The sequence below is a fragment of the Mycoplasmopsis alligatoris A21JP2 genome (genome assembly GCF_000178375.1).
GTDB lineage: Bacteria > Bacillota_I > Bacilli_A > Mycoplasmatales > Metamycoplasmataceae > Mycoplasmopsis > Mycoplasmopsis alligatoris.
Genome location: NZ_ADNC01000004.1, coordinates 26,726 through 43,770, shown reverse-complemented (window position 1 = coordinate 43,770; position 17,045 = coordinate 26,726). Strand labels below are relative to the sequence as shown.

At 26.9% G+C, this 17,045-nt stretch carries 20 protein-coding genes and 1 tRNA gene; 17 read left to right on the top strand and 4 right to left on the bottom strand.

The window, feature by feature from the left end; genetic code table 4:
• Positions 1–256, bottom strand: a 256-nt coding sequence (locus MALL_RS00655) for a hypothetical protein (protein WP_211204443.1), incomplete at its 3' end; no start/stop codon positions are given.
• Between the two features lie 240 nt (positions 257–496).
• Between MALL_RS00655 and MALL_RS00650 the strand changes: the two genes are divergently transcribed.
• From MALL_RS00650 to pyk, 6 genes are all read left to right on the top strand, one after another.
• Positions 497–1,453, top strand: coding sequence for a phosphate acetyltransferase (locus MALL_RS00650; protein ID WP_005683171.1), 957 nt, complete (start codon positions 497–499; stop codon positions 1,451–1,453).
• Entirely contained in the window at positions 1,453–2,637 is a 1,185-nt protein-coding gene (locus tag MALL_RS00645) for an acetate/propionate family kinase (RefSeq protein WP_005683214.1), read from the top strand. Before MALL_RS00650 ends, MALL_RS00645 begins: the two co-directional genes overlap by 1 nt.
• Complete coding sequence (coaD, locus tag MALL_RS00640; RefSeq protein ID WP_005683206.1) at positions 2,630–3,067, top strand: pantetheine-phosphate adenylyltransferase; 438 nt, start codon at positions 2,630–2,632, stop codon at positions 3,065–3,067. Before MALL_RS00645 ends, coaD begins: the two co-directional genes overlap by 8 nt.
• Positions 3,067–3,654, top strand: a complete 588-nt coding sequence (gene yihA / locus MALL_RS00635) for a ribosome biogenesis GTP-binding protein YihA/YsxC (RefSeq protein WP_005683218.1) — start codon at positions 3,067–3,069, stop codon at positions 3,652–3,654. Before coaD ends, yihA begins: the two co-directional genes overlap by 1 nt.
• Positions 3,644–4,831: an MAG1430 family protein gene (locus MALL_RS00630; RefSeq protein WP_005683211.1), complete on the top strand. Its 1,188-nt coding sequence runs from the start codon at positions 3,644–3,646 to the stop codon at positions 4,829–4,831. The genes yihA and MALL_RS00630 overlap by 11 nt, the downstream gene beginning before the upstream one ends.
• A gap of 117 nt (positions 4,832–4,948) precedes the next feature.
• Complete coding sequence (gene pyk, locus MALL_RS00625) at positions 4,949–6,382, top strand: pyruvate kinase (protein WP_005683182.1); 1,434 nt, start codon at positions 4,949–4,951, stop codon at positions 6,380–6,382.
• Between the two features lie 87 nt (positions 6,383–6,469).
• On the opposite strand, the gene MALL_RS00620 is transcribed toward pyk, so the two are convergent.
• Positions 6,470–6,545, bottom strand: a tRNA-Lys gene (locus tag MALL_RS00620).
• 156 nt (positions 6,546–6,701) lie between these two features.
• Here MALL_RS00620 and gltX point away from each other — a divergent pair.
• From gltX to MALL_RS00565, 11 genes are read left to right on the top strand one after another with little or no spacing between them, the layout of a single operon-like run.
• Positions 6,702–8,108 carry a glutamate--tRNA ligase gene (gltX, locus tag MALL_RS00615; RefSeq protein WP_005683197.1) on the top strand — a complete coding sequence of 469 codons (1,407 nt, stop codon included), beginning with the start codon at positions 6,702–6,704 and terminating at the stop codon, positions 8,106–8,108.
• A complete protein-coding gene (locus MALL_RS00610; protein ID WP_005683200.1) occupies positions 8,099–8,494 on the top strand; it encodes a hypothetical protein in 396 nt (131 codons plus the stop codon). The genes gltX and MALL_RS00610 overlap by 10 nt, the downstream gene beginning before the upstream one ends.
• The gene (locus MALL_RS00605) at positions 8,494–8,814 is read left to right on the top strand and encodes a 4'-phosphopantetheinyl transferase superfamily protein (RefSeq protein WP_005683184.1); all 321 of its coding nucleotides are present in this window, start codon (positions 8,494–8,496) and stop codon (positions 8,812–8,814) included. The genes MALL_RS00610 and MALL_RS00605 overlap by 1 nt, the downstream gene beginning before the upstream one ends.
• Positions 8,798–9,535 carry a lysophospholipid acyltransferase family protein gene (locus tag MALL_RS00600; protein WP_005683170.1) on the top strand — a complete coding sequence of 246 codons (738 nt, stop codon included), beginning with the start codon at positions 8,798–8,800 and terminating at the stop codon, positions 9,533–9,535. Before MALL_RS00605 ends, MALL_RS00600 begins: the two co-directional genes overlap by 17 nt.
• Positions 9,536–9,537: 2 nt before the next feature.
• Positions 9,538–10,332, top strand: a complete 795-nt coding sequence (locus MALL_RS00595; protein WP_005683190.1) for a segregation/condensation protein A — start codon at positions 9,538–9,540, stop codon at positions 10,330–10,332.
• Positions 10,322–10,894, top strand: coding sequence for an SMC-Scp complex subunit ScpB (scpB, locus tag MALL_RS00590; protein ID WP_005683179.1), 573 nt, complete (start codon positions 10,322–10,324; stop codon positions 10,892–10,894). The genes MALL_RS00595 and scpB overlap by 11 nt, the downstream gene beginning before the upstream one ends.
• Positions 10,895–10,932: 38 nt before the next feature.
• Positions 10,933–11,775, top strand: coding sequence for an RluA family pseudouridine synthase (locus tag MALL_RS00585; RefSeq protein WP_005683194.1), 843 nt, complete (start codon positions 10,933–10,935; stop codon positions 11,773–11,775).
• A 9-nt stretch (positions 11,776–11,784) separates the two neighbouring features.
• Positions 11,785–12,090, top strand: a complete 306-nt coding sequence (locus MALL_RS00580; RefSeq protein ID WP_005683203.1) for an Asp-tRNA(Asn)/Glu-tRNA(Gln) amidotransferase subunit GatC — start codon at positions 11,785–11,787, stop codon at positions 12,088–12,090.
• The gene (locus tag MALL_RS00575; protein WP_005683204.1) at positions 12,090–13,421 is read left to right on the top strand and encodes an amidase family protein; all 1,332 of its coding nucleotides are present in this window, start codon (positions 12,090–12,092) and stop codon (positions 13,419–13,421) included. Before MALL_RS00580 ends, MALL_RS00575 begins: the two co-directional genes overlap by 1 nt.
• Positions 13,414–14,838: an Asp-tRNA(Asn)/Glu-tRNA(Gln) amidotransferase subunit GatB gene (gatB, locus tag MALL_RS00570; protein WP_005683201.1), complete on the top strand. Its 1,425-nt coding sequence runs from the start codon at positions 13,414–13,416 to the stop codon at positions 14,836–14,838. The genes MALL_RS00575 and gatB overlap by 8 nt, the downstream gene beginning before the upstream one ends.
• Positions 14,822–15,892 (top strand): YhjD/YihY/BrkB family envelope integrity protein, encoded by a 1,071-nt coding sequence (locus MALL_RS00565; protein ID WP_005683196.1) that lies wholly within the window; start codon positions 14,822–14,824, stop codon positions 15,890–15,892. Before gatB ends, MALL_RS00565 begins: the two co-directional genes overlap by 17 nt.
• A 37-nt stretch (positions 15,893–15,929) precedes the next feature.
• Here the strand turns inward: MALL_RS00565 and MALL_RS00560 are convergent, their stop codons facing one another.
• Both MALL_RS00560 and MALL_RS00555 read right to left on the bottom strand, forming a co-directional pair.
• Positions 15,930–16,358 (bottom strand): hypothetical protein, encoded by a 429-nt coding sequence (locus tag MALL_RS00560; RefSeq protein WP_005683188.1) that lies wholly within the window; start codon positions 16,356–16,358, stop codon positions 15,930–15,932.
• Between the two features lie 261 nt (positions 16,359–16,619).
• Positions 16,620–17,033, bottom strand: a complete 414-nt coding sequence (locus tag MALL_RS00555) for a hypothetical protein (RefSeq protein WP_005683173.1) — start codon at positions 17,031–17,033, stop codon at positions 16,620–16,622.
• Positions 17,034–17,045 lie beyond the last annotated feature (12 nt).

The window sequence follows — 17,045 nt, the reverse complement described above, 5'->3', positions numbered from 1 at the left end:
TTTCTAAAATTGCCTTTTTAACTTCTTCATAGTCACTTACTGATACACTTTTAGAATCTCTACTTAATATATTTTTAAAATCTTCTTTGAATTTTGAAGATTTTATTTCATTATTTCTTTTTTCTTGATCTGTATCAATATCTTTTTTATCTGTAGAATTTAAATCATTATTTTTGTTGCTGCACGCTACTAAAACTACACTAGAACTTAAAATAATTGAGTTTAAACCAAGCATAATCATGAATCTCTTTTTCATATTGCTCCTATTTTCAGAAAACGTAATATTTTTCTAAAAATAATTATATATTATCCATATTACATAAACTATTGCATTGTAAGTTTGAATAAATATTTCATCTCTGAAAATTAACCAGTAAATGAAAAAAATAATCAATACATAATTCCACAAAATAAAGCAATTTTTAGTCTTAGTTTTGTTTTTAAAAGTAATTGTTTATAATAAAAACATAATTATATTTTTAATAAGGGGTTATTAATGAAATTTACTGATTTACTAAATCAAAAAATAGAAAATATTAAAGAATTAAAGCACATAGTTTTAATTGATGGAGATGATGAGCGTTCACTAAAAGCTTATGATCTTTTAAAAAAATACAAAAATTTAAAAGTTACTTTACTTACTGAAAAAAGTCAAGAAGATACTTCTCGTAACTATCTAAATATTTTTGAAGATCAAAAACTATTAGAAGAGTACATGAATGAGTATGTAACTTTACGTAAAGGTAAAGAAACATACGAAATGGCACAAAAATTTTTAAGCACTCGTCCTTTTTATGCCATGATGATGTTACATAAAGGTTTAGTGCATGGTGTTGTAGGAGGATTAAACTATTCAACTGCTGATATTTTAAGAGCTGCTTTTAAGGTTATAGGACCTAAAGCTGGAATTAAAACTATTTCATCGGTTATGATTATGCATAAAGATGAAAATGTTTCAATTTTTTCGGATATCTCAGTTAATCCTAAACCAACAAAAGAACAATTAAGTGATATTGGATTAAATGCTGCTGAATTTACTAAACAATTAGGTTTTGATCCACGTGTCGCATTTTTAAGTTTTTCAACTGATGGATCAGCGCTTAATGATGATACTAAAATGGTTAAAGAAGCCACTTTAGACTTTAATACTAAATGAGATGGAACAAAAGCTATCGGTGAAGTGCAATTAGATGCTGCTATAGATTTAGAGATAAGAAAAGCAAAATACAAATCAGAAAGTTATGATCAAGTTGCAAATACATTGATTTTTCCAGACTTAAATGCAGGAAATATTGGATATAAATTGGTGCAAAGATTTGCTAATTATGGAGCAATTGGTCCAGTTGTAGTTGGAACTAAAAAACCAGTAAATGATTTATCAAGAGGAAGCAAAGTTGAAGACGTTGTAAATACAGTTTTAATTACTATGCTACAAGCACAAGGAGCTAAATAATGTCAAAAATTTTAGTTATAAATGCTGGAAGTTCTTCAATTAAACTTTCTTTATTTGAAAAAGAAAATTTAGCTTTAATTGCTAGTGGGATAGCTGAAAGAATAACTTTAGCACAAGGAAATATAGAAATTAAATTCGACAAAAAATATGAATTTGATGCAATAATGCCAAACCATAAAGTAGCTGTTGAAAAAATCTTGGAGATATTTGAAAAAATTAATCTTATTAAAGATATTAAAGAAATTGAATACATAGGATTTAGAGTAGTACAAGGTGGACCACACTTTAATAAATCATCTAAACTTGATAATGATGCTATTGACTTAATTGATCAAGTTTCAATTTATGCACCGCTTCATAATCCAGGTGCAATTATGGCTATTAAAGCTTTTCAAAGTGTAATGCCACATGCAAAGTTAAGTGCTAATTTTGATACAGCTTTTCACACAAGCATTCAAAAAGTTAATTCAACTTATCCTATTCCTCATGAATGAAGTGAAAAATATGGAATTAAACGTTATGGAGCGCATGGAATTTCACACCGTTTTATAACCTTAAAACTACAAGAAATTCTTAAAAAAGAAAAAGTAAATTTTGTTAATTTACATATTGGAAATGGTGCATCTTTATGTGCTATAAAAGATTCTAAATCAGTAGATACTTCAATGGGTCTAACACCTCTAGCAGGAATTATGATGGGAACTAGAAGTGGAGATATTGATCCTTCTATTCATGAATTTTTAATTAAACAAACTAATATGAGTATTTCAGAATTAACTGATACTCTTAACAAAAAAAGTGGTTTATTAGGAGTTTCAGGAATTTCTAGCGATATGCGTGATGTAACAAGTCATGCAAATCAAGGTGACAAACAAGCACAATTTGCTCTTGATTTATACGCTCAAAGAATTGCTGATTATACTGCTACTTATATGAATAAAATTGCACCAAATATTGATGCATTAGTTTTTACAGCTGGAATTGGCGAAAACGCTTCTCACATTAGACAAATGGTAATTGATAAAATCAATATTTTACCAGTTGAATTAGATAAACAAATTAATGAAGGAAAAATTGGAGAATACCAATTAATTTCAACAAAAAATAGTAAAATTCCTGTCTATGTAATTAGAACAAATGAAGAATTATTAATAGCAAAAGATGCTATAAAACTCTATGAATAAGCAAAAAAAAGCAATTTATGCTGGTTCATTTGATCCTTTGCATGATGGACATGTTTCAATATTATTAAAAGCTTTAAAACTATTTGATTATGTTTATTTAGTAGTTTCAATAAACCCTGATAAAGATAATTATTCTAATTTAGATTTAAGATACCAAAAAATATTACAAACAATTAAAAAATATAATTTCACTAATGTTGAAGTTTTATTAAATAAAGATGATTTTATTGCAAATATAGCCAAAAAATATCAGGTTAATTTTTTAATAAGAAGCGCTAGAAATGATGTTGACTTTTCTTATGAACTTGAATTAGCCGCCGGAAATAAACATTTAAATGAAGATTTAGAAACTGTTTTATTAGTTCCTGATCATCAATTTATCAACTTTTCATCAACACTTATTAGACACAAGGAGAAATTAAACAAATAATGTATAAATTTATTAAATCATCTTCGAATATGTCTAATTGATATGAACATGAAGGTAACGAAATTTGCTTTTGAGGACGCTCAAATGTCGGAAAAAGCAGTTTATTAAATGCAATTGTTAATAATAAAAGTTTAGCTAGAGTTTCAAAAACTCCTGGTCGAACACAACTATTAAATTACTTTGAAAATTCACAAAAACAAGTAATAGTTGATTTACCAGGTTATGGATATGCTAAATTATCTAAAAGTCAAAAAGATAAAATGCTTATTATGATCGATGAGTATTTGCAAAAAAATACAAGATTAAAAGCGCTAATTTTACTAATTGACTCACGTCATGGAATTACAAACATTGATAGAGATATAATCAAATATTTATTTTCAATTAAAATCCCAATTTATCTTGTTTATACTAAAATAGATAAATTAAATCAAAAAGAAAAATCACAACTAAGTAAATTATCAAAAGAAGAATACAAAAATTATAACTGCCCTTATATTTTTGTTTCATCACAAAATAAATTTGGTATTGATGCACTAAATAAAAACATTCAAGAAATTTTTCAAGGAGAATTTTATGACTTTTAAATTAAAAGTACTATTTTTAGCAACAGCTCTAGGCTTATCTAGTGCTCTTTTAGTAACAACAAGTGTTTTATACCAACGCAAAGCACAAGAAATCGCAGATTTAAAAAACGAATCAGTTAACCCTTTAGAACCAAACAATACTTTTAATTTACAGGAGTTTAACTTTGAAACTAATTCTTTAAAAATTGATAAATCAGTACGTTATGCTCGTGATTTTGCTAGTGCAAATTTATTTAAAGAAAACTTAAATATTAAAAGTGATAAGTTTTGATATGAACAATTACTTTTAAGTCAAGTTGATAAAAGTGATAAATTATTCTTTTTAAATAGTAAAAATAATACACCACTAAACGTTTTTACTAACCAATATATTATTGACTTAAAAAGCTATGCCAATGATGTATTAGGTCAATTATACTTAGATGTAAAGTTAAGTCCAAAACCAGAATTTTTTAAATTATCATCACAACATTTTACTTATGTAATTGAAGGTTTTAAACAACTTAAAAACTCAGATGATTTATCAAACGCCGTTTCACTTTCATCAGTGTTTTTAAAAGAAGCACTTAGCTCTAAAAAAACTTATCAAGAAATATTTGATGAATTTACTAAAGCAAATGCTAAAGAGAAATTAGCATGAATTAATAAATGAATTTCTTTAGAAGTTGATAAGGGTGCTTTAATTGATCCTGAAAGTCTTGAATTAGTTTTAAATCCAGTTGCTTCAAATCCTAAAAGTATTAAAGTAAAATATTCGCTTTTAATAAAATCTTATGCAGCAAGCACTGATGATTTATTAAAAATTGAAAACCTTAAATCTACTCTAAAAAACAAAAAAGAATTAGAAATACCTTTATCGTTTATTGAACTACATAAACTAAATGCAACTCTAAAGTTACAACCAAAAAACTCAAAGAATTTCAATGAATTTAGTTTTAGTGACTTACGTTTTGATCGCTCAACAAATTCAATAGCTAATTTAGAAATAGCTTCAAGCGATACAACATTTAAAGCTGATAATTACATAATTACTCTAAATGATTTTCGAGCAGCAGACACTGATAAAGATAATTATTTAGTTCCATATACAATTTTACTTAAAGATGACTATAACAAAGGATTTAGTTATGTGATTAGTTCAAACTTTAAGATTGCAAAAAGTTCTTTAAAGAAATAAAATTCCACATTCAAAAAAAATACTATGTAAATTATTCCACTTTATAAACCATTCTTATAAGAAAAATAACTTACATGTGCTAAAATTATTTATGAAAAAAACTTAGGAGTATAAGAAATGAATCTTACAGATAAAAGAAGTAAATTAATAGTTACAGTTGGACCTTCAAGTGATAACTATGATACATTACGTGCATTAATTGAAAATGGTGCAACAGCAGTTAGAGCTAACTTTAGCCATGGTGATCATGCTGAACAATTAAACAAATTTGTTTTAGGTAGAAAAGTATCAACAGACTTAAAAATTCCAGTATCATTAATTTTAGATACAAAAGGACCAGAAATTCGTGTTGGTAAAATGAAAGATGGAGCTCAAGTTATTAAAGCTGGAACAAACTTAACAATTTGAACAACACAAGATAAATACCAAAACTTTGAAGGTACTGAAACAGAAATAACAGTAGCTTATGACATGTCACAAGACTTAATTGTTGGAAATCAAGTTTTATTAGATGATGGAAAATTATCAACAGTTGTTACTGAAGTATCAAAAGGTGTAGTTAAAGCTGTTGCTGAAAACACACATAAATTAAAAACAAACAAAAGAATTAATTTACCAGGAGTTGACTTTACATTGCCATTTTTAGCGCAAAAAGATATTGATGATGTTAAATTTGGAATTAAAAGTGGTGTTGATTATATTGCTGCATCATTCGTTAATTCAGCTAAAAATGTAAATGAATTACGTCAATTATTAAACGAAAATGGTGGAGAACACGTTCAAATTATTTCTAAAATTGAATCACACTTAGGAATTATGAATATTGATGAAATTATTGCTGCTTCTGATGCAATTATGGTTGCTAGAGGGGATTTAGGTTTAGAAATTCCTTACTACGATGTTCCTTACTATGAAAAAATTATGATTAGAAAATGTCGTGAAGCAGGTAAACCAGTTATTGTTGCTACACAAATGTTAGACTCAATGGAAAATGTACCTCACCCAACAAGAGCAGAAGTAACAGACGTTTACTATGCAACTGAATTAGGTGCAGATTCAACAATGCTTTCAGGAGAAAGTGCAAACGGTTCATTCCCAGTTGAATCAGTAAAAGTTATGTCAGCTATTAACAAAAGAGCTGAAAAAGAATTCTATTCAAGAATTTATTATGATGTACAACTTGAAGAAGTTAGAAAAAATTCAAAACACTCAGATGCACGTAGCTTAATAGCTTATGATGTTGCTAATAGAGCAAGACGTGGAGATTACAAATTTGCTATTGTTTTATCAAGATCAGGGCAATTACTTAAAGAAGTTGCTAAATTCCGTCCAAATACTTCAATTATTGGAATTTTAAACAATCCAAAATTAATCGGTGCATTTGGAATTACATCAAGTGTCTTTACCTCAGTAGATTCATTAAAATTATTCGCTAAAATTAAAGATGATCACTCAGTGGCACTAGAAGCTTTAGAACCATATGGAGCTCAGCCAGGAGATAGATTCTTAGTTGTTGAAAACCACTCTATTACAGAGCATGTTGTAAAATAACAAAATAATTTAAAAAAGTAGCTTTTAATAGCTACTTTTTTAAAAATAAAACTGCCTATGAAGCAGTTGTTTTGGTCAAAACTGATTTGGTACACCGTATAGGGTTCGAACCTATGACCCGCTGGTTAAGAGCCAGCTGCTCTACCAGCTGAGCTAACGGTGCATTTGCTTAATTATTATAATACTTTTTATTATTGAGTCAATATTAAAAAAATAACTTTAATTTGGAAAATAAGGCTAATTTTTTAGTGATAAATATAATTATTTAACTATATAAATTAACCTTTAAAGTATAATATTAAATATATTTTGAGGTAACATGAAAAAAGTAAGAACAAGATATGCCCCTTCACCTACAGGGTATTTACATATTGGTGGTGCTCGTACCGCCCTTTTTTGCTATTTATTTGCAAAACATTTTAAAGGTGATTTTATTTTTCGACTTGAAGATACTGACATTAAACGTAATGTAGTCGATGGAGAAAAAAGTCAACTTGAAAATCTAGCTTGACTAGGTATTATACCTGATGAAAGTCCCTTTAAAAAAGCTCATGATATCTTTAATTATCGCCAAAGTGAAAAATTAGAAAGATATAGTGAAATAGCAAATCATTTAATTAAACTAGGACACGCTTATAAGGCCTATGATAATACCGATGAGCTTGAAGAACAAAAAAAACAAAGTGATGCAGCTGGAATTCCTTCATTTAGATATAACCGTAATTGACTAAAACTAAGTCAAGAAGAAATTTTAAAACGTGATGCAGCTAAAGAATATTCAATTCGTTTAAAAATGCCAAATGATAAAATTTATGAATGAGATGACATTGTTAGAGGAAAAATTTCATTTAATTCTGCTGATTTAGGAGATTGAGTAATTTATAAATCTGATGGTTATCCAACTTATAATTTTGCTGTTGTAGTTGATGATTTTGACATGCGTATTAGTCATGTTCTACGTGGTGAAGAACACATCGGTAACACACCAAAACAATTAGCTTTATATGATATGTTAAATTGACAAGCTCCAAAATTTGGACACTTAACAATAATTACAAATATGGAAGGTCAAAAACTTTCTAAACGTGACACAAGTTTAAAACAATTTATTGAAGATTATAAAAATGAAGGTTATAGTCCTGAAGCTGTTTTTAACTTTTTAGCACTTTTAGGTTGAACCAGTGCTGATGCTACAGAATTAATGAACAAAGAAGAATTAATTTATAAATTTGATCCTACTCGTTTATCAAAATCTCCTTCAAAATTTGATATTACAAAAATGCAATGATTCTCAAAACAGTACATTAAAAACACTGATAATGAACAATTATTAACACTTTTAAACTTAAAAGATTCATTAAACTTTTCAAAAGAATGACTCCTTTTATTTATTGATACTTTTAAACAAAGTGCTTATACACTTAGTCAAATAAAAGAACATCTAAATGATTATATTAAACCTAATAATACTATGCCACAGCTAAATAGTGATGAATTATTAACATTAAAAACTTTTAGAAATAATTTAGATTTTAATAATTTTTCAGTTGAATCAATACAAGAAGCAATCAATAAAACTCAAAATATATTGCAAGTTAAAGGTAAAAAATTATTTATGCCAATTCGTTTAGGAACTACTTATGTGGAACATGGTCCTGAACTAGCAAAAGCAATTTATTTATTTGGTAAAGACTTAATTAAACAAAGGTTGGAATTATGAAAATAAAATTTTTATCAATATCACTACAAAATGAACGTGAAAACAAAATTGAATTTACAAGCGAGTTAACAAGACGTGCTGAAGAAGAATACGACGTATTATTTTTCCATGAGCCATCTCAAAAAATTGCTAATCAAATCGAGATAAGTAAAACAAGAGTAAATATTTTTGCTGGACCTACAACGTTAATATTAAAACTTAATCAATGAGTAGAAAATCCTTTTGAACAAGTATTTGAAGGAAAAACAAATAGCTTTTCACTTTTTACTTATTTACACAGTCTAGAGTTTGATCAAGCTACTTCTACTTATAATTTTAAATATGAAATTGCACCACAAGCTAAATCAGAAAATTTAATAGGTGAATTTAACGTTAAGTTGGTAATAGAATAATGCTAGGTGTTGACTTAGTTAAAATATCCCGCTTTAATAATAAAAGCTTAGAATTTGCTCAAAAAATTCTTTCAAAGAACGAATTAGAAGAATTTCTAGCTCTTGATAAAGACCAAAAAGCATTATTTTTGGCTCGTTCATGAGCAATTAAAGAAGCAATATTTAAAGCTGATAATACAAAAAATAAATTTAGTAAAATAGATTTATGTAAAATAAATAATAAATGAACATACAAAAATTTTAATATTTCAATTTCACACGAAGATGATTTATTAATTGCAATAGCCATGAAAGAGGTTCTTAATGAATGTAAAAATTAAAAAAGTTTTCTTTTCACTTCCGTGATTATGAAGAGTTAAAAAAATTAATTCATCAGCTCGTAAATATCGTAAAACACCTGATTTAATTACTGCTGAGCAAAGATGCATAATGATTACTAAATATGCAAAAAAATACTTAAAACTCAATAACATAGTACTAAATGTCAAAGGCTATGAAAACATTCCTGATAAAGGTGGGGTATTATTAGTACCAAATCATAAATCAAATATTGATCCAGTTGCATTAATTGCTGCTTTAGAATATCGTGGTGAGGATACATCGATTCCTATTAAAATTCCTACTTTTATTGCTAAAAAAGAACTTCTAAAAAAACGTACAATGCGTAATTTATTATCATTAATGGATACTTATGCTATTGATCGAGAAAATTTTAGAGAAAGCATGGAAACTTTATATGAATTTGGTCAATTTGTAAAAACCAATCGTACATTTGGAATTGTTTTCCCTGAAGGAACAAGAGTTGAATCTGCTGAGTTAGGCGAATTTAAAGGCGGAGCTTTTAAATTAGCACAAAAAGAATATATGAGTATAGTTCCTGTAACTATATCAAATAGCTTAAGTGCCTTAGATAAAGCAAGAAAAGGAAAATTACAAATTTCAATTACATTTCATAAACCAATTAAACCAAGTACATTTTTAGCTCAAGATACTAAATCAATTGCTGCAAGAGTTAAAGCCATTGTTGAAAGCGAATTATAATTATGGAACAAAACCAAGTTAAAGACATAAATGAAACAGAACAAGTTAAACAAGATTTAAAGTACGATGATTATTACATAAAACTTGATGAATTTGATGGACCTTTAGATTTACTATTAAGTCTTGTTCAAGATAAAAAAGTAGATATTATGAGCTTAAATTTAGCTGATTTAGCTACACAATATTTAGAAATTATTAATAATTTAAAAGACAATCAAATCGATGTAGCTGGTGATTATTTAGTTATGGCCGCTACTCTTATTCAAATTAAGGCCCGTTTATTATTAGCAGAACCTGAAGTTGTTGATGAACAATTACAAGAAGATAGCCGTGCTCTTTTACAAAGATTAGCTGAATATCAACAATTCAAACAAGTTACTTCATCTCTAAGAGAGCATGAAGTGTTAAGAAAAGATATTTACATCAAAAAACCAAGTGAGTTACAAGAATTTATCCTAGATCATGATTCTAGTCGTTTAGATGGAAACTCAAATCCATTTCAATTAATAAATGTACTAAGAAGAATGTTTGAAAGAATGTATGCTCTTAAACTTAGAAGAACAAAACTTGAAACATTCACACTAACACCTAAAGACCAAGAAGCCTATATTAAAGACTTATTTAGAAAACATGAAAATGTGACTTTTGAAATGATTTTTACTTTACCATCTCTAAATCACTTTGTTATAACTCTTGTTGCGCTTTTAGATTTGTCAAGAAAACAAGAAATTTTAATTACACAGACAACTCAATATGGAGAAATTTTAATAAATAAAGGACCTGAATATGAAGAATAAAATAATTGAAGCACTTTTGTATGTACAAGGAGATGAAGGTTTAACTTTAGAACAAGTACAAGAAATTTTTGGTTTAAACACAATTGGTGAAGCCAAAAAAATATTAAATGATTTTTATAAAGCCTACAATGAATCTGATGGTGCGTTAAAAGTTGTTGTTTTTAATGATGTTTATAAACTTGCAACACGTGAAACATATAAAGAACATGTTTCAAAATTAGTTAATGTTGTAAGAAAACAACGTTTATCAAATGCAGCAATTGAAGTAGCTGGAATAATAGCTTATAAACAACCTGTTACACGTTCACAAGTTTCATATATTCGTGGAGTAGCTTCTGATCAAGTTGTAGCTAGTTTACTACAAAAAGGTGTTATTGAACAAGTTGGAGTTTCTCCAACACCTGGTAATCCAAATTTATATGGAATTACAAACAAATTTTATGATTATTTTAGAATTAAATCACTTTCAGAATTACCAAGATTAAGTGAATTTAGTTTTATTGATAATGCCGATCAAGTCAATGATGAATTTGACTTATTTGGTAGTCAAAGAGAAGAATAAAACCCAAATGATGGGTTTATTTTTATAGAGAGGAAAAGATGAAAAAAATTACAGCAACAAGTAATGATGCGGGTCGTACATTATACAAATTAGTTATTAAATATTTAAATAACGTACCATTAAGCAGAGTAGAAAAACTTTTTAGAAAAAAAGATATTAAAATAAATGGTCAAAGAACTAACCAAAAGGACTATATCATAGCCTTTAATGATGTTATTGAAATATATGGACTAATAGATACAAAAAAAGAAGAAGCGCCACTTTTAACATCTTTTTCTTTCAAAAAAATATATGAAGATGCTAATGTTTTAATTATTGATAAACCTAACGGAATTGAAGTGCATTCTGCACCAAATTGTTTAGATAATCAAGTTTTAGCTTACTTAAAATACAAACAAGTTGATAGTTTTAAACCAAGTCATATTGGTCGTTTAGATAAAGAAACTTCAGGAATTATGCTTTATGCAAAAAATTATCAAGCATTAAAATATTTAAATGATTATATGGAAAATATTAAAAAAACTTATACATTTAAAAGTGATTTTAACGACGAAAGCAAAGAAGTTGAACTGTTTTTATATAAAGACGAAGAAAAAAAACGTATGGCTGCTTCATTTACAAAAGTGCCTTATTCAAAGCTATCTAAGACACATTTATACACAGAATCAAATAAAAAATACGCTACACTTTTTAGCGGTCGTAAACACCAAATACGTGTTACATTAATGAAATTAGGAAAACCTATTTACGGTGATTTTAAGTATGGCGGTAAAAAAGCTGCTCGTTTAATGCTTCACTGTTTGCAAATTAAATTCGTCGGTTTAGAAGGTGAATATAAATATTTAAATGACTTGGAATTTATTAGTCAACCAAAATGATAAGAGGTAATAATGAACAAAGAAATTAGCAAGGAAAAATTAAAAGAAATAGTTAAAAGTTTAATGTTAGAACCATCTGAAGAAGTTTTAAACGGAATTTTAAGTGATTGAAAAGATTTATTAGTAAATATTGAAATTTTAAACAAAATAAATACTGATAATGTTGAGCCTATGACTCATATTAATCAAACTCCTAAAATTGACTTTTTACGCGAAGATCAAGTTGATAATTCTTATGCAATCACAAAACAAGATATGTTAAATAATGCAGTTAATAAAGACGCTGATTTTGTTTTAACAAGCAAGGTGGTTAAATAATGATTCAAAAACTTATTAATAAAGGAAATTACCTATTAGCCTATAATGAACTAAAAAACGACAAAAATAATGCCGTTTCTTGATTAAATAATCAAACTTTTAATGAATCAAAAAACAATAATTTAGCATTAAATAATGCCATCTTTACTATTAAAGATGTCTTTGCTACTAACTTTGCTAAAACACAAGCCTCATCAAAAATATTAGAAAATTTTGAACCTAAATATAATGCTACTGTTGTACAAAAATTATTAGATGCAGGAGCATTTGCTATTGCAAAAGTTCATAACGATGAATTAGCATTAGGAGGGACTGGAACATTTAGCGCTTATGGATTAATAACAAATAGATTAGATTCAAAGCGTTATGCAGGAGGTTCTTCATCAGGTTCAATTGTTACTTTGAGCGATAATATTTCATTTGCCTTAGGTAGCGATACTGGAGATAGTGTTAGATTACCCGCAAGTTTTAATGGAAAAGTAGGATTTAAACCATCTTATGGAGCTATTTCTCGTTATGGAATGTTTGCTTATGCTTCATCTCTTGATACAGTATCTTATTTTGCACATAATGTAAATGATATTGCTTTAATTTCCAAAAGTGTCTATGGTATAGATAAAAAAGACATGACTAGTATTGAAGTTAAAATTGATAATGTAACAAAATTAAAACCAAAAAAAGTTATTGCTTTTAATTTAAAAAATTATTTAGAGGACTATGTACAGCAAGCATATATAAGTGTTTTAGAAAAACTTAAAAAACAAAATATCGAAGTAACTATTTTAGAACCAAATGTAGAGTTATTAAGAGCTATTAAACCAGTTTATGATATAGTTTCTTATTCTGAAGCTTCATCTAATTTAGCAAATTTAGCCGGAATTGGCTTTGGTGCACGTGAAAAAGGAAATAATTGAGAAGAAATTATGACTAACACCCGCTCAAAAAACTTTGGAATGATGGTTCAACGTAGACTTTCATTAGGTAGTTATTATTTATATAGCGAAAATCAAAAAGATGTTTTTTTAAAAGCTCAAAAAGTTAGACGCTTAATAAGTGAATATTATAAATCGCTTCACTCACAAGCAGATTTAGTTTTATATCCAGCTGCAGCTAATATAGCTCCTTTATTTAGCGACAATACCAAGCATGACTTTATGGATTATATTTTAACAGGTGCTAACTTAAATGGTAATCCTTCTTTAACTATACCCATGGGAAAAAAAGAAAATATGCCTTTTAGCATAACACTTGATAGCGCTTTATATAATGATGAAAAATTACTTAGTTATTCATTATATCTTGAAGAAATTTTAGGAGGTAAAAATGAATAATTTTGAAGTGATAATAGGTGTTGAAATTCATGTAGAATTAAACACAAAAACAAAAATGTTTTCACCAGCTAAAAATGACTTTAATGCTTTACCAAACAGTACTTTTAATCAAATCGATTTAGCTTATCCAGGTACTTTACCATTACTAAACAAGCAAGCCGTTAAACACGCTATTGCTTTAGCAAAAGCATTAAACATGCACATTGATCAAGAAATACATTTTGATAGAAAAAACTATTTCTATACTGATCTACCAAAAGGCTATCAAATTACACAATTTTTTAGACCTATTGGTTCAGAAGGATTTTTAGAAATAGAACTAGCAAATCAAGAAACTAAAAAAATAGCTATAGAAAGAATTCACTTAGAAGAAGATACTGCGCGTCAATATCATGAAAATGAGATAACAAAAATTGATTATAATCGTTGTGGAGTTCCACTTATTGAAATTGTTACACATCCAGTTTTAAGAAGTGCTGAAGAAGCTGTTTTATATGTTGATATGATAAGAAAAATGGTTTTATATTTAGGCATTTCTGATGCAAAATTAGAAGAAGGATCATTAAGAGCTGATATTAATATTTCATTGCGTCCAAAGGGTTCAAATGTTTTTGGAACTAAAGTCGAAATTAAAAATATGAACTCTTTAAACAACATTAAAAAAGCTGTTGAGTTTGAAATAAATGAACAACTAAATAAATTATATAAAGGGATTAAAATTACTCAACAAACTAAACGTTTTGATGATGTTACTAATTCAACAATTTCTATGCGTGATAAAACAACCGGTGTTGAATATAAATACTTTCCAGAACCAAATATTCCTATAATACATCTAAGTAATGAATTTATTGATAGTGTAAAATTACCTGAATTACCAGCGCAAAAACTCAAAAGATATCGTGATTTAAATATTAATCCTATTTATATAAATTCATTAATAAATAATTTAGAATTAGCTAAATATTTTGATAGCATCGATTATCCAGATAAAGATAAATTATCAAAAATTTTCTTTGCTGAAGTTGTATCAAGTGCTAATGAAAAAAACGTACAAGCCTATGAATTAGGAATTTGTGTTAAACACTTAGCAAAAGGTATTGAACTTTTAGATCAAGAAGTTATTTCAAGTAAATCACTTAAAAAACTTATTTCACTTTTACCTAATTATCAAGGTCAATTAGAAGAATTATTAGTCAAAAACAACTTAAAAGTAATCAATGATCCATTAATTATTAAAAACATGATTCAAGAAATAATTAATAATAATCCTAATGCAATTATTGAATATCCAACTCGTCCTGAAAGAGCATTAAAATTTGTTTTAGGAAACGTCATGAAAGTTTCAAATGGACAAGCTTCACCGCTTTTAGCAGATAAATTAACTAAGGAATTACTTGATGAGAAATTCAGATAAAAGTGCTTATAAAAAGTATTATCGTGAATTTGCTAAAAATGAACGAGAATATAAAAAAGTTTTAAAAAAACGTGGCTTTTTTAGCAACATAGTTTGACCGAATATTTTAAAAATTAATTTATATGAAATCATCATAAAGTTTATTATTAAAATAATTTTATATATAACATTCTTTTGAAACTTTAAGAAAAATAAAGCTAAACTTAATGCCATGGTTAACCGTGCTTACATGAAATTTTCTAGTCGTGAATTTACATTTATACCAGCTGCAAGTGGATTTTATTTACTAGTTTCATTTGTTCCGATTATTATAATTTCCTATTTAATATTAAGTTTATTAAGTGTAGCTAGTTCAGGAAATATATTTAACGCTTATTTTATTGACATTATCTTACCTAAAATGGTTCCAGGTATTGAAACAGTTATTTCGTTTTTAACTTTACAACTTAGAAAAACTGAAGCTATTATTTCGCTTGTCTTTTTAGGGCTTTCTAGTTTATGAGTTTCAAGCGCTGGATATGGAAAAATAATATCATCCCAAAATTACATTTACAACCATAAGTATTTAGGAACAAATTTAGGTAACAGATTAAAAGGTTTAATATTGGTTGTGGTAATTTCTCTTTATTTATCACTATTAATTGCATTTACCTTAGGGTTAGATCTCTTGATTGGTGGTTATGATGTGCTTGATAAAACTAAAAATAGTTCATCAACTTTCATCTTATTTATTTTTAATGCATTAATCTTTTTATATACCGGGTTTTTAATGTTATTTAAATTTTCTCCATCGTTTAAATTGTCGTTTCGAGCTGCACATTCAGGTGTACTAGTAGCATCAATTCCTACTTGATTATTAGTTTCATTATTTGGGTTTTTAGCAAAAGTAACTGATTTTAATAAATACGGACCATTAGGAATTTTTATGTATTTATCAATTTTTATAAGCTGATTTACATATTTTATGTACCTAGGAATTATTGTTAATGAAGCATACTTTAAAACATTTGTTTCACAACGCACAGTTCAGAAAAAAATATTATTTAAATTTTAATAAAAACATATTCACCTATACACAAGGCGAATATGTTTTATTTTAATTCTTTTTTAAATGTCGTTTCTAAATATTTACCTTCTGTTATTAATCTTAAAATTCCAATATTATCAAAACCTTCTTTTTTAGGCTCTTGATCTTTATCGTTTAAAAATTTTTCTGCTCTTGTTAATAATTTCTTAACTCTGTTTTCTTTATTTTTATCTTTTTCATTTTTAAATTCTTTTGCCTTTTGAATAAATGGATTTATCTTTTTAACATATTCTTCAAGTGTTTTTTGATTGTCTTCAAATTCTTTTTGTTCGTATAAATAATTTGTATACATATTTTTTAAATCTTTAAAAGTAGTTACAAAATTATCGTTGTTATAATCTTTTTTAGCTATTAATTTTTCAAAATTATCAACAGCTTTTTTTAAATCATTTAGAAAGGAATTGAACCTAATTTTTTCTAACCGAATATACAATTCAGTAATTTTTACTTTTAACTCTTTATATTCGCCATCTATTATTTTAAAAGCCGTTTCATTAATTATTTTTTCTTGAGATTCTATAAATTTTTGATTGACTTCTCTTATAGTGGATTTAAACTTATCAATATTATCTTTTATATTTTCAAAAACAATTTTTTTTGAATCTAAAAAATCATAAAAATCTTTTTCTATTTTTTCATGATACTCTTTTTTAATAGTTTTTAAATTTACTCAAAATGATGAAAATTTACGTCTTTACAATTCTCATTCTTCTTTATAGGTATCAATAATTTTTTCTTGTTTTATTGACTCTTTTGCTTTTGCTAAAGTAATTTTATATTCCTCATTAAATGTTTTGTTATAACGGTGATTTATTTGCATATCTTTACCTGCAATAAATTTTTTATTTAACTCTACTATTTCTTTATTTTTGTTGAAATTTTCAACTGTTTGTAAATAAATTTCTACTTCTTTATTTAAATTTGTCAATTCTGCATATTCTTCATTATTTAACTTGTTTATAGGTGTATTTTCTTGATTAACATTGTCACTTGATCAATTATTTTTATCACTTTTTTCAGCTTCATTTGTTACTTTTACATTACATGAAGCAATTAAAAGTGGACTAGTTAATGCACCTAAACTTAATATTATTTTTGTTTTTTTCATAGTTCCTCTTAT